Genomic DNA, 24643 nt, shown 5'->3' with positions numbered 1-24643 from the left:
AGGAAATCACACTCAAGCTTGAGAACGCAGGAAGCACGAAGACGCACATGTCACCAATTGGCGCCCGCGAGAACAACCCGCCGGAGAAGCTGCAAGCTCTTTTGAGGCGATTGCGCGTCTCGCGTGCCCGCTTTGTCCATCGCAAGGTCTGACCGTTCAGCTAGGTTTTGTGACATCGCCAACTCGCCCTGCGGCGGTCACGATGACGCAGGGCCATCCTTCAATGGCACGGCCTGGCAGGGTGAGCCTCGCTGCTACCACGATCAAGGGGTTCTCGGCACCCAACGCGCTCAAATCACGCACCATGGCCTGGTACAGCCCGAACTGTGCGCTGACCAGGCAAAAGGCAGCGACACGGCCGCGTGCACTCCACACCGGCAGATGGCAAAGTTGTCCAGCATCTGCAGAGATCAGACATGCCGGCTGAGCCGCTGAACCCCAGACCCCCGCCAAATCCTCTGCAGACACTTCTTCAATGAGGTCCGGCGCAGACAGCTGGGCTAACCCTGCGTGCAACAGCATGGCGCCCTCCGCGGCCGGCATCTGTGGCGCCAACACCCAACCCAATTGTTCAGCCGTCGCGGGCCGCGCGACCTCCGGCGATGCGACAGCGACCAACGTACCAAGATGGTGTCTACCCTCTACGCGCAGTTGCTCCAGCAAATGGCAAACCTGTAGCACTGCCTGATCCCTCGGCTCCTGCAGTCCTATGACAAGGTCCAAGAAGGCCGGTTCTAGTGCGTGCAAATGCTCGACCACGCGCCCAGCCCAGTCATCGGCAGGGAACTCGGCGATCCAGGTCCGCGCGCCGACATACCTCGGCACCTCTGCGCGCAACCGCCGGCGTGAAGTCTCGTCGGGATTCGACAGCACGAGCACGGTCAGGCTGTGCTCCTGATGTGTATCTCCGCCATCGGCGCCGGGGAACGCAAGTCGAGTCTCCACAACGAACAACTCAACTCCGCACCTCAGGTCCATCAGGGGTGCGGCCGTGATCAGGGGCACTGCGCCTCGCATCGCGTCTCCAATGTCGTCATCGCGGCGGCCGGCATGTGCCGGCCACACGCACTTAAAGGCTTCCGGTCGCTCCAACGCGCTGGTTCGGCTTCGGCCCTTTCGGTTCGACAGCAGAAATCGACCAGCCTTGGGCCCTGAGACACGGAGCGATGAGCGGCAGGTTGATGGGGTCAGACCCGCCGCCTGGCTTGAGCATGCCGACCTCGACGAAGGTTGTTGCGACCATCCTGCAGTAGTCCTCTTGCACGACATACAAGTCTCGGGTGGCGCCCGCTTTGCAAAGGCGCAGCATGCCTTGCATGTATGTGTCGCCTTGCTCGGTGCAGAAATCCTTTCCGGCGCTTTGCTTCACAGGTGATTCCTCTGTGCCCTTGGCAGCCATGCATGCCGTCGCCTCTGTCGCCGGTTCGAGCCAGTTGGGCACCAGCTTGGCGCCATCGCCGCGCTGAGCGGCCGCGCTGCGCTCCTTCCAACACATGCCGAATACCTTCAGCGGCGCGTTCCCACCTTGGGTGCAGAACTTTCGGCCGCCGAACTCTGTGCAGTTGGCAGGGGCAGCAGAGGCCATGGAGGCGGTGGCCAGCAGCATGACAAAGAAGAGACTCTTGATTTCTGACTTGAACATGTGAACTCCTAGAACGTTGGTACTGCAAAGATGGGCAGCGGCCTTATGGGGTCAGGCCAGCCGCGCTAAAGGGCTTCAAACACCGTGGATTCAAACGCCTCGTCACTTGACGATGGCGGTAGATGAGAAAGGCACCGAGTGACCTGACGGGTCAGCCTCTGCGACTGATATTTGCCAAGAACGTTCGGATGGCGAGGATCGACTGCGGCCTCTCTCAGGAGGCCTTGGCGCATGCAGCCGGCGTGGACAGGGCCTTCCTCGGCACGCTGGAGCGCGGCACGAGGAACATCAGCATCGACAACGTCGAACGGCTGGCCGAAGCCATCGGTTTGCCGGCACACGAGTTGCTCAATCCCCGCCTTGCCGAAGAGCGCGGCTATGACCCCACGCTCACGCGCGCACCGCGGACGGCTCGCCCGTACGCCGCGACGACCCGCCGACCGAAAGACAAGGCCAACGAGAAACGCCGCCGCTAGCTGGTAGACCCCGCTTCAGCTCGACGTCGACGGCGCTCCTCGCGGCTCGCTGCCGGCTTGTCGAACTCTTCAAGCAGCGCAGCGTGCTCATGGTCAAACCATTCGAGCTTTAGGTACCGCTCGTACGCCCCCTGTCGCTTCAGCCAATCGAAGACTCGATGACCGAAGGGCTCCAGGGTCCAGCTTTCTTCCAGTTCGGTGGAATCTTCCCACTGGTGCAGCGTGACTGGTAGCCCTTGCTGTCGGAAGTGCTCCAACTGGTCGAGACCGATCACCCACGACTCAGCCAATGGCTCGATCCGGCCAGCCTCTTGGTTTTCGTCGAAGCGCCTACCCGAGACCCGGAGCACCACCATGTCAGCGATGAGGTCGATTTCGACCCGAGGCTCTGCAACCCCAATCACAAAGACCTCCACGGGCAGGCCGTGTGATTCGATGCTGACCTGGCTCAGCTTGTGCCGCTTGATAAGCGCGTTGACGGCCCTGAGCCTCGTCAGCAACTTCTGCGTCACCTTGACGGCGACGAACCCAGGATCCTGACAGGGCACCATCGAGCCGGGTATATACAGCTCGAAGAAGACGACCGGCATCATGGCGGCCCCCTACTCGTCAGCGTTCTTGCGCTGCTTGCGCGGCTCCTTGGTGAACGCAGCGGCCAACTGCTCCCAGGTGATCGACTTCTTCTTGCAGCCGCGCTTGCGCCAGCTCGGCGCACCGTGCGACACGCACAGCGTGCCGAGCAGCTTTGAGTTTTGGAACACCTTGAACTCGAAATCGGCCTTGCCGACCTCCAGCTCAGGCGCCATGACCTTGACGCTGTGCTCTGCCATATGCCTCCCTGATGACGAAGACATAAAGGGTACCAAACACATCTGTATCTGTCAGGTGCGCTTTGGTTCATAGAGACCTCCGAGCTGAGTCAGTCGATGGCATCACGGATGCCGGATGTACCGCCAACACCGACCGCGCGCGAGCAAGCTTCAGGCGGCCGTCGGTATCGCGATAGTTGAAGAGCGGCTTGCCACGAGCGGGTTGCACTGGCCTGCTGATGTCGAGCCGAGCGTTGGTGAAGCTGGCCCACGGCTCGCCACAGGAAGGGTCGAGACACAGCACGGCACTGGGCTCGGTCATCCGCGTTTCAACACCAAGCGCCACCGTCCAGTGAGCGATGTTCGGTCCGTGGATGTCCAGTAGCGGCACGCCGCCGGATTCGATGGTCGCCAAGCAGACGCGGTGCAGCTGGTCCGGTCCTCCGATGCGAATCCGGCGAGTGGTCACGCCGTTGATACACGCGGCCAAGGTCTCCAGATCCTTGGGCGAGGTGCCCTCGAAGTAGTGCTCCACCGCCATGGCCCAAAACCTGCGCCAAGGTCCGCGAGTGGCATCGCTTATCTTCTCGAAGGCGCTACGTGGCGTGCGGCTCACAAGAGCGATTGCCACGAGGAGAGCGTGGGTACCGCACGCGCGATCCAACACGGATTGCTGCAGGTGCAGAGGGCTCCAATGCCGGCGACTGCCGGATAGGGATTCGTACTGCAGCTGTCCCTCCGCCCGGAGGCTGGCGACGTAGACCTGGTTGATCGTCATCGCACCTTCTCCATCGCGCCGCCCCGGCGCAGCGACTCCGTGGAGAACTGGTCCACATCGACGTAGCCGGCGTCCTTCATGCGGCGCTTCACGATCTGAGAGGCCCACGCGGCATCGAGCCGCACGTCTGGCATCGGATCACATCCCCTGTCGAATCGGCAGAACAGAGGACCGGCAGCCTGACGGCGGTCGAGGTGATCAAGCCATGCTTCAACCGCAGTCACGGGGCAGAGCGGCCCGCGAGTGCGCGGGATCGCGATGGTTCGGGCCTTGGCAGGCCGCCCATTCGGTGTTTCGTCACCAGTGACATCCGTGACGGAGATCAACAGTGCGTCTGCCGTGAAGCGGCAGTCTGCAATGTCCAGCGCCAACATCACGCCACGCTTCATGCCAGCAAAGCCGAGCAGCATGAGAGCCTTGTCACGCAGGTCGATGGACCGCCTGCCAGTACCCATCGCATCAAAAACGCGCTCCAGCATGCCACGCGTGATTGGCCTTGCTTGCTTGGGCTGGACCTTGGCAACTTTCATCCGCTTGGACGCCGGCTTTGAGTCCAGCAGGTACGCGGGCACCTGCCTCGCTGCGAGCTGGCGCAATGCCTCCCGCACCCGTGGGTCGCTCGTCGGGCTTGGCGCACCGCACTCAACGTGTGCCGACTGAATCGCCATGCATCGACGGTAGGCGGTTGCAGGGGCGACCTTCTTGATCACGAGCCGGATGAAGGTAAGCATGTCTTCCGGAGAGCAAGGGACCTTGAACCCGTAGGTCTCAACGAAACGGTGAAGGTCTCGGCTGTAGGCCGCTCTCGTTGTGATGCGATGAGACCTTCGCTGGGGAACTTCGGGGGACGTGCGAGGTAGCGCCGCGAGCGGGGACTTGGTGCGATCCATGCTCAGTACTCCGAAGGCGTCAGCACAGTGGTCACGGAACGATCGGCTTCCGTGATGACCCAGAAGCGGTGCATCTTTCCCACGTCGTTTGGGTCGCGCACCGTGTAGGCCGAGAAAACCCGCAGACCGTGAGCGATAGCTGTTTCGTTGCTGGTTCGGTCTTCGGCATCCAGCTCGCCAAAGTCACCGGTGACGTGGCGAACGATCAGCTCCATCGGCTCGACGCCAAGTTGCTGAAGTGCTGCGAGGGCGCCGGGGGTTGCGGCCAGGGCGCCCAATTTGAATCGTGCATGCGGCGGCTCAACCGCCTTCGTGGAATCGGTCATGTGGTCCTCGGTATTGGTACTGTTGTGCCCCGGATGGCCTGACGAGGCAGCGCCTTCATTGCGAAGTGCTTGGCCCATGCGGCAGCTCGCTTGAGGTCAAGCGAGCGGTGATTCGGGGAGGTGGGTGAGGTGAGATGCGCGGATCGGATGACCGGCGCACTGCCCGACTCAGACTACAGAGCTTGCTCTGCTGATGGTCAGCGCCTCAAGCGGCGGTCCAGCAAAATCCGGTCGGCACTCGCGGAAACATTGGACAGCCTAATTTCCGTAAGTTGTTGAATTATATATGTTTTTCCGTACATTTGCGGGTTGAGCCACGGAAACAAGCGACGCGGTCGGCTGTATTGCGAAAAACCGCGGCCGTGCTGGCCGTTGGATCGTGGAAAACCAACTGTTTCGCATGCCAGGATTGCTGCCAAGCGCATTTCGTGCGCCAGTCTGTACTCAGATACTGGCTGATGCATTGCCACCAACGGAAATAGCCGCCGGGTGGTTCTTCGCCAAGGTTGCTGGGAGCGGACAAGCGCATCGCGCAGGTGCCGGAGCTCACGGAAACAAAGTCTGCTCACAACGTGTTTCGGCACTTCAGCTGGGGAGTCGGCTACGACGCGTGGCTGTTTCCAACCAGTCCAAGCATCTGGCGGGCATCGCAGGTCCGTACCGGACGGCGCTCTGCGCACGCAGTCCTCGCCGACCGACGGGACCTAGTCGCTAACGAACGTAAGGCGTTGTCGGTGTTGGGTTCGTCGCGAGCGCGCGGCCTATGCAAAATGCGCCCAGGGGGATCACGTCGGCATGAACAAAAAATCGCTGTCCGAGCGCGACATCTGTACCAAGTTCATCGCACCAGCCATCACGGCCGCCGGCTGGGACATCCAGCGGCAGGTGCGCGAGGAAGTCAGCTTCACCAAGGGTCGGATCATCGTCCGCGGGAAGCTGCACAGCCGGGGCAAGTCGCGCCGTGCCGACTTCATCCTGTACCACCAGCCCAACCTGCCCTTGGCCGTCATCGAGGCCAAGGACAACACCCACACCGTGGGCGACGGCATGCAGCAGGCGCTCGACTACGCCGAGGCGCTGGACGTTCCGTTTGTGTTCTCCAGCAACGGCGACGGCTTTCTGTTCCATGACCGCACCGGCAACGCAGCCCTCACCGAGACCGAGCTGACGCTCGACCAGTTCCCGAGCCCCGCTGAACTCTGGCAGCGCTACTGCGCCTGGAAGGGCTTCGACGCTGAAGCCAGCCAGAAGGTCGAAGCGCCGTACTTCGACGACGGCACCGGCCGCATGCCGCGCTACTACCAGATGAACGCCATCAACCGCACGGTGGAGGCAGTTGCCCGCGGTCAGAACCGCGTACTGCTGGTGATGGCCACCGGCACTGGCAAGACCTACACCGCGTTCCAGATCATCTGGCGGCTGTGGAAGAGCCGTCAGAAGAAGCGCATCCTGTTCCTGGCCGACCGCAACATCCTGGTGGACCAGACCAAGAACAACGACTTCAAGCCTTTCGGCGCGGCGATGACCAAGATCGCCAAGCGGCAGATCGACACGTCCTACGAGATCTACCTCTCGCTCTACCAGGCCGTCTCTGGCGCCGAGGAAGAGAAGAACATCTACAAGCAGTTCTCGCCGGACTTCTTCGACCTGGTCGTCATCGACGAATGCCACCGGGGCAGCGCCGCCGAGGATTCCGCTTGGCGCGAAATCCTGGCCTACTTCTCCAGCGCCACCCACATTGGCTTGACGGCCACGCCCAAGGAAACCAAGGAGGTTTCCAGCATCCATTACTTCGGCGAGCCGGTCTACAGTTACAGCCTCAAGCAGGGCATCGCCGATGGCTTCCTGGCGCCGTACAAGGTCGTCCGCATCGACTTCGACAAGGATCTGCAAGGCTGGCGCCCGCCGGCCGGCATGCTGGACAAGAACGGGCAGCCCATCGAGGACCGCATCTACAACCTCAAGGACATGGATCGGCAACTGGTGCTGGAGGCTCGCACCCAGTTAGTGGCCGAGAAGATCACCGCCTTCCTCAAGGCCACCGACCCCTTCCAGAAGACCATCGTCTTCTGCGACGACATTGACCACGCCGAGCGCATGCGCCAGGCCCTGGTCAACCTGAACCCGCAGCGCATCCAGGAGAACCGCAAGTACGTGATGCGCATCACCGGGGACGAGCAGGAAGGCAAGGCCGAGCTCGACAACTTCATCAACCCGGAAGAGCGCTACCCCGTCATCGCCACCACCAGCAAGCTGATGACGACGGGCGTTGATGCCCAAACCTGCAAGCTCGTCGTGCTGGATCAGCACATCAAGTCCATGACCGAGTTCAAGCAGATCATCGGCCGCGGCACCCGCATCAACGAGGACTACGGCAAGTTCTGGTTCACCATCATGGACTTCAAGAAGGCCACCGAGTTGTTCGCTGACCCGGCTTTCGATGGGGACCCGGTGCAGGTCTACGAGCCCAAGGGTGATGAGCCCCCGGTGCCGCCTGACGAGGTGCCCGATCAACCCGAAGGCGAAGGCGGTCAGCCTGGCAGCGGTGGCGACGGCATGCCACCCGACGACGGCGGAGATACGGGCGGCGGCGGAGGCACGGGTCGGGTCAAGTACGTGGTCGGCAATGTGTCTGTCTTCGTCGTGGCCGAGCGCGTGCAGTACTACGGCGCCGACGGCAAGCTCATCACCGAGTCCCTGCGCGACTACACCCGCAGTTGCGTCGCCAAGCAGTTCGGCTCGCTGGACGCCTTCCTGCGCCGCTGGTCCGACGCCGAGCAGAAGAAGGTCATCATCGAAGAGCTCGCCAACCAAGGCGTGCTCTGGGAAGCCTTGGCCGAGGAAGTGGAAGCCAAGCAGGGCAAGCCCCTCGACCCCTTCGACCTCATCTGCCACGTCGCCTTCGATCAGCCGCCGCTGTCCCGCAAGGAGCGCGCGGACCAGGTCAAAAAGCGCAACTACTTCGCCAAGTACCAGGGCGCTGCGCGCCAGGTGCTGGAGGCCTTGCTGGACAAGTACGCCGACACCGGCCTGGAGCCCATCGAGGACATCAAGATTCTTCAGCTCGACCCTTTCAGCCGCATCGGCGCGCCGATGGAGCTGGTCAAAGCCTTCGGCGGGAAGGTGGCCTATGCCAAGGCTGTTGCCGAGCTGGAGACGCAGCTCTATGCCTGACGCTCGTCCCGGTTCAGGCGTCTAGCGACCGAACGCGGACGCCTTCAAGCTTTCAGGCCGCGGCACCGTCTCGCGGCCGCTCACGATTCATCGCGGTCACTCCATGTCCATCAGCAGTTCCATCAAATCCATCCAAGACATCATGCGCAAGGATGTCGGCGTCGACGGCGACGCCCAGCGCATCGGCCAGCTCGTCTGGCTGCTTTTCCTGAAGATCTTTGACGACCGCGAGCAGGAATGGGAGCTGCTGGATGACGCCTACCGCTCGCCCCTGCCCGAGCAATACCGCTGGCGCAACTGGGCGGCCGACCCCGAGGGCATCACCGGTGACGAGCTGAAGAGCTTCATCGACAACGAGCTGTTCCCCGCGCTGCAGAAGCTGGAGAGCTACAGCACCACGCCCGCGGCTTTCGTGGTGCGCGGCGTTTTCGAGGACGCCTACAACTACATGAAGTCGGGCCAGCTCATCCGGCAGGTCATCAACAAGATCCAGGAAGGCGTCGATTTCAACAAGGCCCAGGAGCGCCACGCCTTCGGCGACATGTACGAGCAACTGCTGCGCGACCTGCAAAGCGCAGGCAATGCCGGTGAGTTCTACACCCCGCGCCCGGTCACCGAGTTCATGGTCCGCATGGTGGACCCGAAGCTGCACGAGAAGGTCATGGACCCGGCCTGCGGCACCGGCGGCTTCCTGACCTGCACCATCGAGCACAAGCGCAAGCATTACGTGAAGACGCCCGAGGACGAGCGCGCGCTGCAGGCCAGCATCCATGGCGTGGAAAAGAAGCCGCTGCCCCACCTGCTGGCCACCACCAACATGATCCTGCACGGCATCGAGGTGCCCAACCAGATCCGCCACGACAACACGCTGGCCAAGCCCCTGATCGCCTGGGGGCCCAAGGACCGCGTGGACTGCATCGTCGCCAACCCGCCGTTCGGCGGCATGGAAGAGGACGGCATCGAGACCAACTTCCCCGCCGCCTTCCGCACGCGGGAAACGGCCGACCTCTTCCTCGTGCTCATCATGCACTTGCTGAAGGACGGCGGCCGCGCCGCCGTCGTGCTGCCCGATGGCTTCCTGTTCGGCGAGGGCATCAAGAGCCGCATCAAGGAGAAGCTGCTCACCGACTGCAACCTGCACACCATCGTTCGACTGCCCAACGGGGTGTTCAACCCCTACACCGGCATCAAGACCAACCTGCTGTTCTTCACCAAGGGCACGCCAACCAAGGACATCTGGTTCTACGAGCACCAATACCCGGCCGGGGTGAAGAACTATTCCAAGACGCGACCGATGCGCATCGAGGAGTTCGCGGTGGAGCAGGCCTGGTGGGGCAGCGAGGCCGATGGCTTTGCGGCCCGCGTCGAAAACGAGTTCGCCTGGAAGGTCAGCGCCGAAGACATCAAGGCGCGCAACTACAACTTCGACTGCAAGAACCCGCATGTGGGCGAGCAGGTGAGCCATGACCCGGCGCAGTTGCTGGCTGAGTACGCGCGGATGCAAGAAGGCATCCACGGGCTGCGGGAGCAGTTGAAGGCGGCGCTGGCTGAGGCGCTGGAGCGAGACGCATGACGGCGCTGCTGACGAAAAAGTTCGGGCACATTGCCGCGGCGCCCAATGAGATTTCAATGCTTCGCGAGTTGATCCTCAAGCTCGCAGTCCAGGGGCGCCTCACCGGACCGGAGTCCCGAGCGAATTCGGCTGGGCATCTTCAATCAGGCTGGCGCTTTCTCAAGCTGCCAGATGCGGCAACTTACCGAATCGGAAAAACTCCGCCAAGTAAGGAGGCGCGTCACTGGGATGCGGCTGGCATTCCCTGGGTCAGTATTTCTGACATGACCCACTTCGAGACAGTGACGGATACGGCGCGAAAGGTGTCGAAGGATTTTGCTGGCGAGACGTTTAAGTACGAACCGGTTCCAGCAGGTTCGTTGCTGATGAGTTTCAAGCTGACCGTTGGCAAGGTTGCAATCCTGGGCGTTGCGGGGTACCACAACGAAGCCATCATCTCGATGCAGCCTAAGGACGGGCTTTCACGGGACTACTTAATGCGCGTCTTGCCAGCTATTGCTCAGGCTGGCCGAACGAAAGACGCGTTGATGGGGGCGACGCTCAACTCGTCGAGCTTGGCGGAGCTAGTCGTACCTGTGCCTAGCCTCGAAGAGCAGCACCGCATCGTCGCCAAGGTCGATGAACTGATGGCCCTGTGCGACCGGCTGGAGGCTGAGCAGGCCGACGCCGAGGCCGCCCACGCTAAGTTGGTGGAGGCACTGCTCGCCAGCCTCACCCAAGCCCGCGACGCCGCCGAGTTCCGCGCCAGTTGGCAACAACTGGCCGAGCATTTCCATACGGTGTTCACCACCGAGGCCAGTGTTGATGCGCTTCGCGCTGCGATCCTGTGTCTGGCAGCCGAAGGCAAGCTGGTTCGTGAGGATGTGAACGTACAGCAATTGCCGATTGGGCAACTGCTACTCGGCGATAGTCTCAATGGTTGCTCGCGAAAGCCTTCAGACGATCCGGGAGGAACTCCGATCCTGCGCATCAGCGCAGGCACCGGAAGTGATGATTTCTACGTGGACGAGGCGGATCACAAATGGGTTGATGCAAGCAGCGTAGAACGCGACAAGTTCAGGCTATTGCCAAACGACCTTCTTGCCTGCCGATTCAACGGCAATCTGAAATACGTTGGCTCGTTTTCTCTGTACCGTGGCACCAGCGGTGCTGAGCAAATCTTCCCGGACAAGCTGATTCGATTCCGCGTTGATCCCAGTCGCGTTTTGGCTGACTACGTGCGCTTCGTGATGAACGCGGCACCTGCGCGGAAGCAGATAGAGGCGTTCTGCGCTACGACTGTTGGCAACATCGGGATCAGCGCTACCAACCTGAAGACCGTTGAACTTCGTGTGCCATCGTTGAATGAGCAACATCGAATCGTCGCCAGGGTCACTCAGTTGTTTTCTCTGTGCGACCAACTCAAAGCCAGCCTCGTCCAGGCCTGCACGCATCACGAGCAGCTAGCCTCGGTGCTAGTTGATCGAGCTGTTGCCTGAGCGATTCAGACCGCTGCAACGCCAAGAACGCCTGAGCCTAATCACCATGCCCGTCCACCACGCCATCTGGCAAGTCGGCCAGCCCGCCGTGCAACTGAAGCCCAGCAGGCTCAGCAGCGAGGCCCTGCTGGAACAGATGATCGTGCAGGACCCGGCCATCCTGTCGCCGGCCTGGATGCTGATCGGCCAGCAGGAAACCACCGCGCATGGCGGGCGCATCGACCTGCTGGCCATTGCGCCCGATGGCTCGCTGGTGCTGGTGGAGCTCAAGCGCGACCGCACGCCACGCGAGATCGTGGCGCAGGCGCTGGACTACGCCTCCTGGGTGGCCGAGCTGGGTGCCGACCGCATCACGCAGATCTACGCCCGCTTCAAGCCCGGCCACAGCCTGGAGCAGGACTTCCAGCAACGCTTCGGCACGGTGCTGGACGAAGACAGCCTGAACCACGCGCACCAGATCGTCATCGTCGCCGCCGAGCTGGACCCGTCCACCGAGCGCATCGTGCAGTACCTGAACGACCGCGACGTCGCCATCAATGTGCTGTTCTTCCAGGTCTTCGAGCACGGCGGCCAGCAACTGCTCAGCCGCGCCTGGCTGATCGACCCCAGCGAGACCCAGGCAAACGTGGCCGTGACGGCGGCGAGCAAGGGCGACAAGGAGCCCTGGAACGGCGAGTTCTACGTGTCCTTCGGCGATGAGCGCAGCCGCAGTTGGGACGACGCCGTGCGCTACGGCTTCATCAGCGGCGGCGGCGGCTCCTGGTACAGCAAGACGCTCCGGCAGCTCAGCCCCGGTGACCGTGTTTGGGTGAACATCCCCGGGCGTGGCTATGTGGGCGTGGGCGTGGTGCAAGAGGCGGTGCAGCCAGCCAGCGATTTCCGCGTGCACACCGAGACCGGTGAGCAACCGGCCATGGACGTGCTGAAGCACGGCGACCAGTACAAGGCGACGGCCGATGACCCAGAGCTGAGCGAGTACTTCGTGCGCGTGAAGTGGCTCCACACCGTACCCGCCGCCAAGGCCTTCAACGAGCTGGGCCTGTTCGGCAACCAGAACACGGTCTGCCAACCCACCACGCCGAAATGGCGGCATACGGTGGAGCGATTGAAGTCCGTATTCGGCCAGGTTGGATGATCATCCGCCCCGCAGGAATAGCAATGCTGGCACGGCATTTCGGAAGCACGATCAGGCAGCCCGCATTCGTTCGCGTTTCATGAGGGCGTTTGGTCTCTGTACAACGGCATGCCGTTGGACCTCGATGAGAGCTTCCGAGCCGTGAAGCGGCGGCGGAACTATTTTTGAGCGAAAGCGAGCACCCAATGCATGTCGGATACGAAAGCGATACGGGTCACGTGTATGAAGGTGGCGGCATGCCTGAGTACGCCGTCTTGCCGCCACCGTTGTTGACCGTCGCCCGCCTTGTCGACCCGCCTGTTTCCGATGGCATGCCACTTCACACGGCGACCTGGCCGATGGGCTGGGTCTTTCGAGAGCAAAGCTTCGACTCGGTCACTCGAGTGCGGCGGGGCTTGCTCTACGAGCCCTTTCCGGGCGGACAGCCTCGGGCCTGCTTGACTCGCGGGCATCCATCTCAGACGCTTTACAACCCGCGCCAGGGAGAGTCGCTTACCAAGACCCTCTTCTGGTTCTGGCCTTGCCAATCTCTCCTCCGTCAACCTCGGGGTGGCGAGGGACTCACATTGGCACTAGGGAAGGATGAGTCGCGGTCCTCCTGGCGCATCGTTCAAGTCGAACGGGTTGTCGGCGACGACGTGTTGGTGACGCTGAAGGTGCTGTCGGCCTTTGGTGTCCTGCCGGACCTCAAGATCGGCGCAGTACCTGCTGAGCACCTGGAATCAGTGCGTCGTGCTCTGGATCGTGTGCTGGACTCTGCTTTTCGGGAAGGGCCGACTTCGGTAGTCGATCAGTGCAGGAACGCCGCAGTAGTGCTGCTCGGCCGCTGGATGGCAGCTACCGGCAATGACGCCAAGCTGATGGAGCTGGATCTCGGGGCACTGGTGCGAAAAATCCGTGAAGTGCCGTTCGGCCTTGCGGCAGTGGCCGGCGTCGCTGAAATGATCAACAGGCTGCACCCTAGGGGCAAGGCGAACGAGCAAGAAAGCAAGGGCTGGCGACTCGCGCAAGAGGAGGATGGTGAGGCTGCAGTCCATGCCATTGGCTTCATCCTGCGCGAGATCGGCTGGGCCATGTAGTGATGCCACGGTCTAGCTTCATGAGGGCGGAGGCTGCAGGGGCCTAAACGCGTTACAGCAGGTGCAGGAAGATCGGTCGAGTGTCGATCCCCTAGTCCGCGGCGGCGACACCGTTTGCGCGGGCCTCAGCGGGTTGGACTCCAAGTGCCTCTCGCAACCCGACAGCGCGTTCGTCGAAGCGACGGACCAAGTTGTTCCGAATCATCGTCGGATCGACGCTGGAGATGCGCCTGCTCGCAGCGACGGGAACCAGGATGTCTATGGCTGTCGCTGCCGCAATCGTCTGGCGGTGCGCATTCAACTGACGCCGTGAAGGCAGCAGGTCTTGCACATCAACTCCGGCCAGATGAGCCGCGACCAGCGAGTTGTCCAGGCTGCTGAGGGTGGCGCTGGGCTCGAAAATCTGCGTGGATGGGGCTCCCGTGTGCTTGATGGTCAGGGCTTTCAGCTCAGAGACCAACAAGCGCCGCGCTGCCTTCGCATCGAAAAGTCGTACTTCGGTCCATCCGCGCTCCAGCAAGAAGCGCCGGCGGAGGCACAGCTCGACACGGAGCAATCCACGAACTGCCTCTGAAACAAGCTCACGTTGCGGGTGGTTGGCTGGCAGCGGGTGGGCTGCTATTTCGCCTGCCTTGTCGTAAAGCTTCAGGGTCTTGTAGTCGCTGTTCTGGCCGATGTAGAGCGTCTCGTCACCGTAGCAGCTGAAGTTGGCCTTGGTGAAGGCCAGAGTCGCCTTTAGGGCTTTGATCATCCGGCGGACGCGGGTCTCGTTGCCAAGCCGGGCGTGCGCGGTAATGTCTACACGGTTTAAGCCGATGCGGCCCTCAGCGATGGCGGTCGATTCGTCGTCGGTGGGCACGATGTTCAGGTAGCTGAGAACCGCGTCTACGACTTGCACAACTTGGGGCAGGATCTGGATTGATCCGAACACGTTTTGGCCGGTCAGAAAACGCGGCAGGCTGCATTCGATGACCAGGGCAGTCCCGCCGAGGATGGACTGCACGGAGGCACTGGCGCCGTATGCACCCGGAACGCTGAAGCGGCGGTAGTTGGATGCGAGCGCGCGGTTCACGCTGCTGCGTTGTCCGGCGCGATAGGCCTCGATCTGCCGTTCGAGCCATGGCTGGTGGTTCACGGCGACGCGAACTTTCGCCGTGTCGATCAGAGGGGTGGTCATGGGAAATCCTTTTGAACATGCAGCAGCGTCGCGGCCTCATGGCCAGTTGCTGTCCAGCGTTTACTGCTGCAGCTGGAGTGACAGAGGTTGGTGCTGATGCTGGGTATTACTGGTGCGGTCCGCAGAGCGGAGGCCCGTTAATGCCGTGGCATTGGCACTGGCCGCTGTCACGGTGACGGCCGTGACAAGGACAAATGCCCTCAGGCGTCAGCAGCCAAAATCGATTGCGAGACCGCAACGAAGTTCATTGGTGTGCGGCGGTCTTCCGGCCCCGACAAACGAACTTGAGCCTGATAGCGGTTGCCTCGCTTGCCCTGGCAAACCAAGTGGCCCGCGTCACGCAAGTGGGTTGAGGCCTCGCGGCCAAACTTGCTGACGAACTCCGCATCGAACGCCTCCGCGAAGAACAGATACGTCGGCCGGCCATTGATGAGCTTGAGGTAGCCCGCCAACCCGTTCACTTGCGTCGGATCGCCCGCGCGCTCAATTGGCAAGAAGCGCGCCGGGTAGGTGAGGATGAAGTGGCGCACGGCCTCGACGACCTTCTGACCCGCCGGCGTGCGTGATCCCTGCAGACGGCGTTCTTGCTCACGCAACAGCAGCCCCAAGGCCTCGTAGACATGACCGCGCTTTACGGGAAGCACGTCGTACCGGGCTGCGATGGCACCCACGAAGCCGATAAAGGTCAGCGTTTCCAGTTGGCGATTTGTTACGCCGGTGGGCTTGCCGATATCGGCTGCTTGCAGAATGCCGTCTCGGACCTCGTCCCGGCGCGACAGCCACATCTTGTTGACGCTCTCCCAGTTCGTCGCGACAGTCTCGACAAAGGCATCGCCCACAAAACCTGCGTACTCCTTAGATTGATCTTTGACGTACTCCGCCAGTTCGGCGGAGCTGTCATGGCCACACAGGACGTCGAACATGCCGTACTGTCCTAAGTGCAGTTCGATACCGCGAGCGAACTGCCCAGTGAGCATGACCTGTCCGGCGGCACGTATGGTGTCAGCTAGACCTGCCTCGGCCGACATGATGAGAGTGCCGCGAATTGGCGTATCGGCAGTCAGAGGGCGGCTGTAGCCACTCCGCTTCCGCCCATTCGCGCCGTTGCCGACCGCCATCAGAGCGGCGACCAGCGCCTCGCCAGCGTTGGCGCCATGTACGTCTTCAAAAAACAAGGCGCTGGCTCCGGCCGCGCGAATGGCGTCGATGATTCCTTGTGGCGTGCCGTCGAAATGCTCCACACGATCCTCGCCGTAGACCAACATCGACGTAGCTCGTTGGGTCAGTGTCTTGCCGCTCGTGGACATGCCAACCAATGCCAGAGCGACCGAAGCGATGTCAAACTCCCCCAGCAGCATGGCAGCCAGCGCAAAGAGCAAGACGATCAGCAGCCGCGGGCACTTCTGCAAGACTTCCCCAAAGGCCTTGCGGAACTTCTTGGCTGAGACGGCCTTGCGTGCAGATCGGGCGATCTTGCCGACCAGCACCACTTCAGCGCCGTCGGGCTTCTTGGTCAACCAGTAGACGTTGCCTGACTTGATCCATACCTTGCAGGTCACACCGTTGTGCTCGAATGACTGAATCCCCTCGGTGTCGAGAGCATGGATCGTTGTGGTCTCGGCGAAGGACCGAAGTTCCGCCGCCAAGGTTTTTGCAGAGATGCCTTTGCGCGCCGACATGAAGCCGGGTCGCATGAAGAACTCGTCCAACGCGGCGTGCCTGGAGGAAACGCACAACGACAGTGGTACCGAAATCGCCTTGCATGGATCGGCGTCAGGCAATGTCAGGGCCACAGCGGGCGGCTGGCCCGGGCGCTCCAACAAACCGATGAGTTTCAGGGGCAGGGAGGCCCCCGGTTCGCTCACCAGTTCCGGCTGCGGGGCATAGCCTTTTGCCGCGTGGACTTTGCGATGTTGTGGTTTGGGCATGATCTTGGAGGAGGTAAGAGCTCAGCGGAATTCGTTCGCCAGCCGGATGAGCGTTTGGTGATGGCCGGGTTCAGTGACAACGCAGACTTCGGTGATTTGGATTTGTGGCGTCAAGGTCAGCACGGGAAATCGCGTCGTGACTCGATGACGCAGTTGGATGGCGTTGAGGCGCAACGCGAGGTCAGTAGGTATCGCCTTGGCGGGGATCAGTCGTTGGTGCTCCGTAAGCAGTTCCGCAGGCGCGACGCCAGCGCGCTGCAACAGGCCGAAAGCTTGAGACGTGACCAGTACGGTTCCCGTGTCGAAGGCGGGAGAATTGGGTTTGTGCACTTGAACGTTCCCTTCGGAGGTGCGCACGCCAGGGGCTCACCCGAGGCGGTGATGGGCGTGAAGTGGGTGGGAGTTAAAGCGTCAGAGAGGCTGCCAACTGGGCAACCTAGAACGCTGCAGTACTCGTGAGACCGAGCGGCGCGGAGAGGTGGTTGCGCGCCTGGCGCCAACGTCAGTCAGGCCGTCTTGCTCTTTTCGGCAGTACCGCCAGACAGTCGCGCCTTAATCCATTCGGTGACGACCCGCTCGTCCCAAACCGGGATGCGGTTTGTGTCGGTCAAATAGCTTGGGGCGGGGAACTGACCCGACTTGATCAAAACGTGAAGTTGGGTGTTGCTCAGGGCTGTTCGGTCGCGGACCATGGCCCTGCGAAGCAGGCGGACGAACTCAGTCATTTCACACTCTCTACGGTAGGTTCTGCACCGTTTGGACCGGGTGCTGTAGGGTGTGATGACTGTGACGCTAGGCGATCTGGGGGAAAACAATTCCCCGCGAGTTGTTGAATTCCCCTGGCGCGGCTGCGCCGTCGTGACGACTCTATGCAAGCTTCAGCCGTTTGGTCTCTTGCGCCAGAAGAGCGCTAAGTCCGGGGTATTGGCTCGCGGCATGCGACTCGTCGCCGAGGGCGGCAACGATGGCCGCAACGACATGGGACTTCATGGTTGTGATGTGTGGAATGCTCGCCGGGTTCATGCCTGGCAATGCCTTGACCTTTCCTCCTCGGAAATCCGGAAGAAAGGTCCAGTCCACGTTCGTACCCTGCAGTTTTGCTGCGTGCTCGTGAAGAACCAGTGCGCCCAGTGTTTTCCAGGCGGTTTTTAGTTTGTTTGCGTTGTGGCCGCCGGCTGCCTTGTCAATGGGGGCGAGGTCGCGCGATGGAAGCGGCTCGATCAGAAAGGGCTCGCCGTCATCGTCGTATTCAGTCCGCTCAAGCTCATGGCACTTCCGGACGGTAGCTGCTGCATCATTTAGCCAATCATCGAGAACTTCGGGTAGAGAGAGCAGGTAGCTCTTCAGCCAGGCGAAAAGCTGCTGAGGTTTGACCAGTACTTCCTGAGTGCCAGCTGTGGCTACATCCACGGATTGCACGCGCCCTTGGTCTTCGGCGCTGCAATACTTCAAGCCAGCAACTCGATATGCGCGCTCCAGTTGGGCGTTCTTCTGCGCACCGCGGGCGTTGGAGGGGTGCTCCGGGTTCAGGCCGAGTGCCAAGCAAACGCCGGCGCCAAGGGGAATGCATCCGGCAGCATCGAAGTCAACAACCCACCGCCGAAGCTCGGATTCATCGATGCGAGTGCTGGTCTGTGCCGGCTTAGCGGATTTCAGCAGCTTCGTTTTGCCCATGATGCTCAGGCTCCCTTTCTACGGTCGGCAGCTCCAACGAACGCGTCAATCGTGTCTGCCCATGCTTGCATCATCAGGACTCGTTCGTCCCAATATTTCGCCCTGTTGTAGGCGCTGCGAACTTCGTTCTTGGGCACGTGCGCCAGCTGGCGCTCGATAGCGTCCTCGCGAAATTTCCCGGACTCGTTCAGCATCGTTGATGCTGTGGCCCGGAAACCGTGAGATGAAAAATCCATCGAATCGGCGCCATTGAAGCCAAGGCGTTCTAGGCATCGATTTAGAGTTGTCGCGCTCATTGCGCGGCTTGGGTCCCGTTCGTTCGGAAAAAGCAGTCCTTCTGGGCCCGTCAGTTGGCGTAGGCCCTTGAGTTCTGCAAGCGCTTGCTTCGACAAGGGGACCATATGAGTTTTCCGCATTTTCATGCGCTCCTCGGGGATCACCCAGGTGGCCTTGTCGAAGTCAAATTCGTTCCACGATGCTTGGCGCAGCTCGCCAGGCCGTACAAAGGTCAAAAGTAGAAGACGCATCGCATGCACCGTCTTCGGATTGCCTCCGTAGTGCGCCAAAGCGGTAAGCAGCGCTGGAATCTGTTTCGGGTCTAGATCCGAGTGGTTGGTCGCCTTCTCGCGTTTCACCCGACCTTTCAGCGCGTAGGTGGGATCCTGCTCGGCCAGGCCTTCGGCGATGGCGTGTCTGAATACGGCTGACGTCCACTGCTTGAGAAGGACGGGCAGCGCTTTGAAAGAGTCCTTCTTGGCGGGATCGGCTCCGGCTTTCGCCGGACGGAGCCGCTTCATGTTGGTTAGTGCACCCGTCAGGTCAGGCGATGTGATGTCCTTGATCGGTCTTTTGCCCAGGACTGGATAGAGATGGTGCTCGAACGCCCTCTCGATCTGACGGGTGTAGCTGCCGGTCCATCCCTTCTTGTTCGCCTCAATCCAAGCCCGCGCCACTGCCTCGAACGTGTTGGTCCGAGCCCGGACGATTTCGGTCTGTTGCCGAATTTCCTCCTCGCGCCGCTCGTGCCGCTGTGCAGCAGGGTGCTTGCCAAGCTTTACAGCTGCGCGCCAGTCGAGTAGCTGCCGCCGAGCCTCGGCCAGAGTCAATTGACCACTCGCCACTCGCGCCGCCGCCATGGCCGCTGACTCACCGTTGGGCGCTTGAACGTACTGGCCGGCCGCAAACATGTTTTCGCGACCATCAAGTCGGTAGCGGAAGCGCCAGAACTTGTTACCTGTCGGCCGCACTTCGAGCTGGAGTCCGCCGCCATCGGTCATTCTGTACGCGCGATCACGAGGCTTCGCGTTGCGAATCTGCGTGTCATTGAGCGGCATTTTTTGGCTCCGGTCGTTGCGTTACCCGCAACTTTACCCGCAGCTTTGCCGGATGCTGGCACGTTCCACAGCGTTCAGTAGGTCTGTAAGTCGTTGGCGCCAAATGGAAAAAACTTCCGTCAGCACCACAAAAGCACCGCTCGGAACGTCAATGCTGCTTATCGATCATGAGCAGCATGTCAGAGCCCCTCTTCCACCAGTTCGGCCGCACGGAGCAAGGCGCGCGCTTTCGCCTCCGTCTCCTGCCATTCCAGTTCAGGCACGGAGTCCGCCACGATGCCCGCCGCCGCCTGCACGTAGAGCATGCCGTTCTTGACGATGCCGGTGCGGATGGCGATGGCCAGGTCCATGTCGCCGGCGAAGCTGAGGTAGCCGCAGGCGCCGCCGTAGATGCCGCGTTGCACGGGTTCGAGCTCGTCGATCAGTTCCATCGCCCGCACCTTGGGCGCGCCGCTGAGCGTGCCGGCCGGGAAGGTGGCCTTGAGCACATCCAGCTGCCCCACCTCGGGCCGCAGCGTGCCCTCGACGTTGGAGACGATGTGCATCACGTGCGAGTAGCGCTCCACGTCGAAGGCCTGCGTCACCTGCACGCTGCCCGTGCGCGCGATGCGGCCGATGTCGTTGCGCGCCAGGTCGATGAGCATCAGGTGCTCGGCGCGCTCCTTGGGGTCGGCCTTGAGTTCGGCTTCCAGCGCCACGTCGCGCTCGGGCGTGCCGCCGCGCGGGCGGGTGCCGGCCAACGGGCGGATGGTGACCTTGCGGGCACCGTCGCTGCCATGTTCTTCACGCACCAGGATTTCAGGGCTGGCGCCGACGACCTGGAAGTCGCCGAAGTCGTAGAAGTACATGTAGGGGCTGGGGTTCAGCGCCCGCAGCGCGCGGTACAGCGCAATGGGCTCGGCCTTGTAGGGCTTGGCCAGGCGCTGGCCAATGACGACCTGCATCAGGTCGCCGGCGGCGATGTATTCCTTGGCGCGCTCGACCGCGGCCATCAGCTCGGCCTTGGAGAAGTCGCGCTGCACCGGGTGTGATTCGCTGCGGGTCACGCGCGGCACGCTCACCGAATAGTGCAGCTTGTCGCGCAGCACGGAGAGCCGCTTGGTGGCCCGGAAGTAGGCCTCGGGCTGGCGGGGGTCGGCCCAGACGATGAGGTAGAGCCGCCCGGAGAGGTTGTCGATGACGGCGACTTCTTCGCTGAGCAGCAGCAGGATGTCGGGCGTGCCCAGGCCGCCGTCCTTCTTGGTGGTGGCCAGGCGCTTCTCGATGGCGCGCACGGCTTCGTAGCCGAAATAGCCGGCGAGACCGCCGCAGAAGCGCGGCAGGCCGGCCGGGATCTTGGGCTTGATGCGGTCCTGGTAGGCCGCGATGAAGTCCAGCGGGTTGCCCTCGTGCGTCTCGACGACGACGCCGTCCGTCACCACCTCGCACAGGGTGCCGGTGGCGCGCACCAGGGTGCGGCAGGGCAGGCCGATGAAGGAGTAGCGGCCGAAGCGTTCGCCGCCGACGACCGATTCCAGCAGGAAGCTGTTGCGGCCCTGGCCACTGCCGGCACAGAGCTTCAGGTAGAGCGACAGCGGGGTTTCGAGATCCGCAAAGGCCTCGCTGATCAGCGGGATGCGGTTGTAGCCTTCAGCGGCCAGGCTTTGGAATTCCAGTTCGGTGATCACGACTCAAACCTTGAACAAGCAATGTTTCAGGGCTTGGCGTGCAGCCCGGGGAGATCGGGCAACGCGAGGGAGAGCGCGTCAAGGCGCGCCAAGCGGCATCAGAGCAGGGCTGACCAGCGACGCCAGGGCCAGGCTCCCCGGTCGCTCGACCCCGTGATGTACTTGCGCGTGATGAACATGTTGGGCGGAGTGTATCAGCGGGGTTTTTCGCGGATGACGCCATACTTCGGGCCACGGAGATGCCGCCATCGCGGCACGACAACGGAGCGAGACATGCGTGCTTTGGTTGCCGCGGCCCTGCTGGCCGCAGCCAGTCTGAGTGGGGGGAGCGTCTGGGCCCAGGCGCCCCAGGCCATTGAAGTGGCCAATGTGAAGTACGAACCGTCGGTGGATCTGGCCGGCCAGAAGCTGCTGCTCAACGGCGCTGGCATCCGCTACAAGTTCGTCGTCAAGGTCTACACCGCGGGCCTGTACCTCACCCACAAGGCCGGCACCACGCAAGAGGTGCTGAGTGCGCCCGGCCCCAAGCGCATCCACATCCAGATGCTGCGCGACATCGACGGCAACGAACTCGGCAAGCTCTTCACCAAGGGCATGGAGGCCAATGCCCCGCGCGACGAGTTTGCCAAGTGCATCAACGGCGTGCTCAAGCTCAGCGAGGTCTTCGCGAGCCGCAAGCAGCTCAATTCGGGCGACAGCTTCTCGGTCGATTACGTGCCCGGCATCGGCGCCACGCTGCTGCTCAACGGCAAGAGCGTGATGCCCGAGCCGATCAAGGAACCCGAGTTCTTCTCCGCCCTGCTGCGCATCTGGTTGGGCGACAAGCCGGCCGACGATGCGTTGAAGGACGCGCTGCTCGGCATCAAGAAGTCGTCGCGGCGATCCTGATCGCGTCCAGCCGGTCCACGTGCTGCAGGGCCGGCACGGCGCGGATGTCCTCGCCGTGGTTGTAGCCGTAGGTCACCAGCACCACGGGGCAACCCGCGCCGCGGGCGGCCTCGGCATCGTTGCGCGAGTCGCCCACCATCCAGGTCGCTGAAGGCCGGGTGCCCAGCGCCTCGCAGGTGCCGAGCAGCGGCAGCGGGTCAGGCTTCTTGCGCGCGAAGCTGTCACCGCCGAACACCTGCGTGAAGAAGCCGTCCAGCCCCTTGCGCCGCAGCAGTTCGCGCGCGGGGGCGGCGGGCTTGTTGGTCAGTACCGCGAGCGGCAGCCCGTGCGCGCGCAGGGCCTCCAGACCCTCCACGACCCCCGGGTAGACCGCGGCATGCTGGCCGTTCACCGTGGCGTAGTGAGCCTGGTAGAGCGACCACGCATGGTCGAAGAGGCCGGGCTTGGCGCCCACCTGCGCCAGCGTCTGGCGCACGAGGTTCTCGCCGCCGCGGCCGATGGTGCGCTCCACGAACGCCCGGTCCACCGCGGGCAGGCCCAGGTCGGCGAGCGTGAGACCCAGCACCGCGACGAAGTCGCCAAGGGTGTCGACGAGGGTGCCGTCGAGGTCGAGGATGAGGGCTTGAGTCCTGTGAACGGCCAGACGAAGCGCCTCTTCGGTTGAGCTCATGCCGAGTCCCCTACCGCGCGATACGCCTGCGTGGGGGCATTGGGCTCGTCCGGGCGTGTCATGACCAGCCGCCCGTCGCGCATCAGCGGGCGCAGGTAGTTCTGGCGGACTACCTCGGGGTTGCGGCGCAGCACCAGGGCCAGTTCGTTGACGGGCCAGTCCCGCAGTGCGCATAAGGCCACCACCAGGTCCTGGACCTCGTGGGGCGGGTGTCGCTGGCCGATGGCGCCCAGGCGGGCTGCGAGTGAGCCCGGAAGGTCGTCCAGCAGCGCGGCGCGGGCAGCGTCTTGCTCGGCCGTTTGAGGGTTGCTAGATAAGGGGCTGGGGTTGCTAGATAAGCCCCGGGGGTTGCTAGATAGGCCGCCGGGGTTGGTAAACAAGCCCGGGGGCTTACCAGATAAGCCAGCATCGGCACCGGCTTCCAGCGCCTTGTCTGCAGGGCCCAGCCGCTCAGCCGGTACGTAGTAAGTGGCCGAGCCTCGGCCCTTTTGCTGCAGCAGGCCGGCGTCGCGCAGGCGGCGCAGGGCGGCGCTGGCGGCCAGGGTGTCCACCTTGTTCAGCGCGCGGTAGGCGGCGTTGTCGATGGCGCCGGCCTCGCGCACCACGATCAGGGCCTTGGCTTCGTCCGGGCTGAGTTGGGCGTCCTTGAACTGCGCCAGCCAGGCCACGTCGTCGGTGCCCAGGAAATGGTGGAAGAAGTAGCGAGCTACGAACTGGTCATTGCCCCGGTCCGACTCGAACAGCGGCGGGGTCAGGCCGGCTTGCTCCATCGTCTCTCGCATCACGCGAATGCCGCTGCCTTTGGTCTCAGCAAAGCGGGTTTCATGCAATACGGCGGCAATGCGCGGGTTGCGGGGCTCGCTGCCGGGCTCGCCCAGGTGCTCGGGCGACTTGAGCGAGAAGCCGGGGTTGCGGATCTCCAGCCGGTTGGCGTAGCGAATGATCTGCACCGGGCTGTGGCTGCGGTAGCTGCGGTGCATCAGTGCGTTGACCAGCGCCTCGCGGATCACGCGCTGGGGGATGACGGGTTTGTCCTGGCGCTGCAGGTCACCCTCTTTCAGCGCAAAGCCTTTGGGCAGGTCATCCAGCACGGCGGCCTGGGCTCGGCGGATCAGTCGGAACAGTGGGTCGCGCAGTTCAAGAGTGTCGAAGCGGCGTTCAGGGTCAGGCACCCATTCGCGGCCGGGTACGCGGATGTAGTCCACCCTCGTCATCGGGAAGCAGCGGCGCAGGGCCTGAGGCTTGCCGAACAGCATCAGGCCGGCCACGGTGGGGCGCCAGGTAGTTGCAGGGCTGTTGGCATCCGTCTGGATGCAGCCCAGGGAGCGCAGCAGTTCTTCGTCGCTCCAGCGCAGCTCCTCGGCGTCAGGGTTGGCCTCGGCGCGGGCCTGGCGGTAGTCGGCCAGGGCCTCAGGGGCCAGGTCGTCCAGCGTGGCGTCAGGCACCAGGCTGGCGTCAAAGGTCTCGCGCTGACGGCTTTGGTAGAACACGGCCAGGTCGTCGTCGGTGCAGCGCTGGTCCACGCTGCCCACGCGACGCAGCGCGCCTTTGGGCAGACCTTGCGACTTGAAGAAGACGGGCTTGTCCTGCGGCTGGGCTTCGGGCACGTAGGCCACCACCACGGCTTGCCCGTCGACCTGCTCGGTGCTGAGATCGATGCGCACGGGTGCGTTGAACGCCTCGCGACATTGGGTGGCCAGGTCGGCGCAAAGCTTGTCCGGCTGGGGCACGCCTTCCACCTGATAGCTGGGGAACAAGGCCATCTCTTCGCGCACCACGCCTAGCAGCAGCCAGCCGCCACCGAGCCCAGGTTCGTTGGCGAAGGCGCACACAGTCTCCAGCAGCGACTTGCCCGCCTCGCTGGCGCGCTTGGCTTCGATCCGCTCGGTTTCGTCGAGCAGGTTCAGGTTTTGCAGGAGTTCTAGTGCAGTCATTGCCGGACCGG

23 protein-coding genes are annotated in these 24643 nt (G+C 62.8%); 7 read left to right on the top strand and 16 right to left on the bottom strand.

Annotated elements, in window-relative coordinates; translation table 11 throughout:
- Positions 1 to 156: 156 nt before the first annotated feature.
- Both CDO81_RS15345 and CDO81_RS15340 read right to left on the bottom strand, forming a co-directional pair.
- Positions 157 to 954, bottom strand: a complete 798-nt coding sequence (locus CDO81_RS15345) for a hypothetical protein (protein WP_158218298.1) — start codon at positions 952 to 954, stop codon at positions 157 to 159.
- 115 nt (positions 955 to 1069) lie between these two features.
- The gene (locus CDO81_RS15340) at positions 1070 to 1642 is read right to left on the bottom strand and encodes a hypothetical protein (protein ID WP_088484112.1); all 573 of its coding nucleotides are present in this window, start codon (positions 1640 to 1642) and stop codon (positions 1070 to 1072) included.
- 188 nt (positions 1643 to 1830) lie between these two features.
- Here CDO81_RS15340 and CDO81_RS29240 point away from each other — a divergent pair, with 188 nt between their 5' ends.
- On the top strand, positions 1831 to 2118 hold the full coding sequence (locus CDO81_RS29240) for a helix-turn-helix domain-containing protein (protein WP_241517021.1): 288 nt from the start codon (positions 1831 to 1833) through the stop codon (positions 2116 to 2118).
- On the opposite strand, the gene CDO81_RS15330 is transcribed toward CDO81_RS29240, so the two are convergent.
- The 5 genes from CDO81_RS15330 to CDO81_RS15310 all read right to left on the bottom strand — a co-directional run bounded on the left by CDO81_RS15330 (position 2115) and on the right by CDO81_RS15310 (position 4921).
- Positions 2115 to 2711 carry a hypothetical protein gene (locus CDO81_RS15330; protein ID WP_088484110.1) on the bottom strand — a complete coding sequence of 199 codons (597 nt, stop codon included), beginning with the start codon at positions 2709 to 2711 and terminating at the stop codon, positions 2115 to 2117. The two genes, CDO81_RS29240 and CDO81_RS15330, sit on opposite strands and share 4 nt — an antisense overlap.
- 9 nt (positions 2712 to 2720) lie before the next feature.
- Positions 2721 to 2948, bottom strand: coding sequence for a hypothetical protein (locus tag CDO81_RS15325; RefSeq protein ID WP_088484109.1), 228 nt, complete (start codon positions 2946 to 2948; stop codon positions 2721 to 2723).
- 67 nt (positions 2949 to 3015) lie between these two features.
- Positions 3016 to 3705: a hypothetical protein gene (locus CDO81_RS15320; RefSeq protein WP_088484108.1), complete on the bottom strand. Its 690-nt coding sequence runs from the start codon at positions 3703 to 3705 to the stop codon at positions 3016 to 3018.
- Complete coding sequence (locus CDO81_RS15315) at positions 3702 to 4436, bottom strand: site-specific integrase (protein ID WP_088484107.1); 735 nt, start codon at positions 4434 to 4436, stop codon at positions 3702 to 3704. Before CDO81_RS15315 ends, CDO81_RS15320 begins: the two co-directional genes overlap by 4 nt.
- A 161-nt stretch (positions 4437 to 4597) precedes the next feature.
- Complete coding sequence (locus tag CDO81_RS15310) at positions 4598 to 4921, bottom strand: hypothetical protein (RefSeq protein WP_088484106.1); 324 nt, start codon at positions 4919 to 4921, stop codon at positions 4598 to 4600.
- Positions 4922 to 5716: 795 nt separating this feature from the next.
- On the opposite strand from CDO81_RS15310, the gene hsdR reads away from it, so the two are divergent.
- The 5 genes from hsdR (at position 5717) to CDO81_RS15285 (ending at position 13360) form a co-directional block, all read left to right on the top strand.
- The gene (gene hsdR, locus CDO81_RS15305) at positions 5717 to 8095 is read left to right on the top strand and encodes an EcoAI/FtnUII family type I restriction enzme subunit R (protein WP_088484105.1); all 2379 of its coding nucleotides are present in this window, start codon (positions 5717 to 5719) and stop codon (positions 8093 to 8095) included.
- 103 nt (positions 8096 to 8198) lie between these two features.
- Entirely contained in the window at positions 8199 to 9668 is a 1470-nt protein-coding gene (locus CDO81_RS15300) for a type I restriction-modification system subunit M (RefSeq protein WP_088484104.1), read from the top strand.
- Positions 9665 to 11146, top strand: a complete 1482-nt coding sequence (locus CDO81_RS28420) for a restriction endonuclease subunit S (RefSeq protein WP_193466506.1) — start codon at positions 9665 to 9667, stop codon at positions 11144 to 11146. The genes CDO81_RS15300 and CDO81_RS28420 overlap by 4 nt, the downstream gene beginning before the upstream one ends.
- Before the next feature lie 46 nt (positions 11147 to 11192).
- Complete coding sequence (locus CDO81_RS15290) at positions 11193 to 12281, top strand: PDDEXK family nuclease (protein ID WP_088484103.1); 1089 nt, start codon at positions 11193 to 11195, stop codon at positions 12279 to 12281.
- Positions 12282 to 12517: 236 nt separating this feature from the next.
- Positions 12518 to 13360: a hypothetical protein gene (locus CDO81_RS15285; RefSeq protein ID WP_088484102.1), complete on the top strand. Its 843-nt coding sequence runs from the start codon at positions 12518 to 12520 to the stop codon at positions 13358 to 13360.
- A gap of 91 nt (positions 13361 to 13451) precedes the next feature.
- On the opposite strand, the gene CDO81_RS15280 is transcribed toward CDO81_RS15285, so the two are convergent.
- The 7 genes from CDO81_RS15280 to trpE form a co-directional block, all read right to left on the bottom strand.
- A complete protein-coding gene (locus CDO81_RS15280; protein WP_088484101.1) occupies positions 13452 to 14537 on the bottom strand; it encodes a phage/plasmid replication protein, II/X family in 1086 nt (361 codons plus the stop codon).
- Between the two features lie 200 nt (positions 14538 to 14737).
- On the bottom strand, positions 14738 to 16465 hold the full coding sequence (locus CDO81_RS15275; RefSeq protein WP_088484100.1) for a DUF927 domain-containing protein: 1728 nt from the start codon (positions 16463 to 16465) through the stop codon (positions 14738 to 14740).
- 21 nt (positions 16466 to 16486) lie between these two features.
- The gene (locus CDO81_RS27645; RefSeq protein ID WP_144397265.1) at positions 16487 to 16822 is read right to left on the bottom strand and encodes a hypothetical protein; all 336 of its coding nucleotides are present in this window, start codon (positions 16820 to 16822) and stop codon (positions 16487 to 16489) included.
- Between the two features lie 149 nt (positions 16823 to 16971).
- Positions 16972 to 17190, bottom strand: coding sequence for a helix-turn-helix transcriptional regulator (locus tag CDO81_RS15265; RefSeq protein ID WP_088484098.1), 219 nt, complete (start codon positions 17188 to 17190; stop codon positions 16972 to 16974).
- 142 nt (positions 17191 to 17332) lie between these two features.
- Positions 17333 to 18139, bottom strand: a complete 807-nt coding sequence (locus CDO81_RS15260; protein ID WP_088484097.1) for a hypothetical protein — start codon at positions 18137 to 18139, stop codon at positions 17333 to 17335.
- A gap of 5 nt (positions 18140 to 18144) precedes the next feature.
- Entirely contained in the window at positions 18145 to 19473 is a 1329-nt protein-coding gene (locus tag CDO81_RS15255) for a tyrosine-type recombinase/integrase (protein ID WP_088484096.1), read from the bottom strand.
- A gap of 179 nt (positions 19474 to 19652) precedes the next feature.
- On the bottom strand, positions 19653 to 21140 hold the full coding sequence (gene trpE / locus CDO81_RS15250; RefSeq protein ID WP_088484095.1) for an anthranilate synthase component I: 1488 nt from the start codon (positions 21138 to 21140) through the stop codon (positions 19653 to 19655).
- A gap of 273 nt (positions 21141 to 21413) precedes the next feature.
- Here trpE and CDO81_RS15245 point away from each other — a divergent pair, with 273 nt between their 5' ends.
- Complete coding sequence (locus CDO81_RS15245) at positions 21414 to 22028, top strand: chalcone isomerase family protein (RefSeq protein WP_088484094.1); 615 nt, start codon at positions 21414 to 21416, stop codon at positions 22026 to 22028.
- Here the strand turns inward: CDO81_RS15245 and gph are convergent.
- Together gph and CDO81_RS15235 are read right to left on the bottom strand one after the other, a co-directional pair.
- Positions 22003 to 22698, bottom strand: coding sequence for a phosphoglycolate phosphatase (gene gph / locus CDO81_RS15240; protein WP_088484093.1), 696 nt, complete (start codon positions 22696 to 22698; stop codon positions 22003 to 22005). The genes CDO81_RS15245 and gph overlap by 26 nt on opposite strands.
- Complete coding sequence (locus tag CDO81_RS15235) at positions 22695 to 24632, bottom strand: ATP-binding protein (protein WP_088484092.1); 1938 nt, start codon at positions 24630 to 24632, stop codon at positions 22695 to 22697. Before CDO81_RS15235 ends, gph begins: the two co-directional genes overlap by 4 nt.
- Between the last annotated feature and the right edge of the window lie 11 nt (positions 24633 to 24643).

The organism is Roseateles puraquae, from assembly GCF_002205845.1.
In the GTDB taxonomy this organism is placed as follows: Bacteria; Pseudomonadota; Gammaproteobacteria; order Burkholderiales; family Burkholderiaceae_C; genus Pelomonas; species Pelomonas puraquae.
This window is presented reverse-complemented; position numbering and strand designations above follow the sequence as displayed.

Bases quoted from the DNA above. Each gene is read 5' to 3' on its own strand.
- CDO81_RS15255 (WP_088484096.1), bottom strand. From the start codon at position 19,473: ATGCCGCTCAATGACACGCAGATTCGCAACGCGAAGCCTCGTGATCGC.
- CDO81_RS15325 (WP_088484109.1), bottom strand. From the start codon at position 2,948: ATGGCAGAGCACAGCGTCAAGGTCATGGCGCCTGAGCTGGAGGTCGGC.
- CDO81_RS15285 (WP_088484102.1), top strand. From the start codon at position 12,518: ATGCCTGAGTACGCCGTCTTGCCGCCACCGTTGTTGACCGTCGCCCGC.
- CDO81_RS15280 (WP_088484101.1), bottom strand. From the start codon at position 14,537: ATGACCACCCCTCTGATCGACACGGCGAAAGTTCGCGTCGCCGTGAAC.
- CDO81_RS15320 (WP_088484108.1), bottom strand. From the start codon at position 3,705: ATGACGATCAACCAGGTCTACGTCGCCAGCCTCCGGGCGGAGGGACAG.
- CDO81_RS15235 (WP_088484092.1), bottom strand. From the start codon at position 24,632: ATGACTGCACTAGAACTCCTGCAAAACCTGAACCTGCTCGACGAAACC.
- CDO81_RS15300 (WP_088484104.1), top strand. From the start codon at position 8,199: ATGTCCATCAGCAGTTCCATCAAATCCATCCAAGACATCATGCGCAAG.
- CDO81_RS29240 (WP_241517021.1), top strand. From the start codon at position 1,831: ATGGCGAGGATCGACTGCGGCCTCTCTCAGGAGGCCTTGGCGCATGCA.
- hsdR (WP_088484105.1), top strand. From the start codon at position 5,717: ATGAACAAAAAATCGCTGTCCGAGCGCGACATCTGTACCAAGTTCATC.
- CDO81_RS15330 (WP_088484110.1), bottom strand. From the start codon at position 2,711: ATGATGCCGGTCGTCTTCTTCGAGCTGTATATACCCGGCTCGATGGTG.
- CDO81_RS15245 (WP_088484094.1), top strand. From the start codon at position 21,414: ATGCGTGCTTTGGTTGCCGCGGCCCTGCTGGCCGCAGCCAGTCTGAGT.
- CDO81_RS15310 (WP_088484106.1), bottom strand. From the start codon at position 4,921: ATGACCGATTCCACGAAGGCGGTTGAGCCGCCGCATGCACGATTCAAA.
- CDO81_RS15315 (WP_088484107.1), bottom strand. From the start codon at position 4,436: ATGCTTACCTTCATCCGGCTCGTGATCAAGAAGGTCGCCCCTGCAACC.
- CDO81_RS28420 (WP_193466506.1), top strand. From the start codon at position 9,665: ATGACGGCGCTGCTGACGAAAAAGTTCGGGCACATTGCCGCGGCGCCC.
- CDO81_RS15290 (WP_088484103.1), top strand. From the start codon at position 11,193: ATGCCCGTCCACCACGCCATCTGGCAAGTCGGCCAGCCCGCCGTGCAA.
- CDO81_RS15275 (WP_088484100.1), bottom strand. From the start codon at position 16,465: ATGCCCAAACCACAACATCGCAAAGTCCACGCGGCAAAAGGCTATGCC.
- CDO81_RS15260 (WP_088484097.1), bottom strand. From the start codon at position 18,139: ATGGGCAAAACGAAGCTGCTGAAATCCGCTAAGCCGGCACAGACCAGC.
- gph (WP_088484093.1), bottom strand. From the start codon at position 22,698: ATGAGCTCAACCGAAGAGGCGCTTCGTCTGGCCGTTCACAGGACTCAA.
- CDO81_RS15265 (WP_088484098.1), bottom strand. From the start codon at position 17,190: ATGACTGAGTTCGTCCGCCTGCTTCGCAGGGCCATGGTCCGCGACCGA.
- CDO81_RS15340 (WP_088484112.1), bottom strand. From the start codon at position 1,642: ATGTTCAAGTCAGAAATCAAGAGTCTCTTCTTTGTCATGCTGCTGGCC.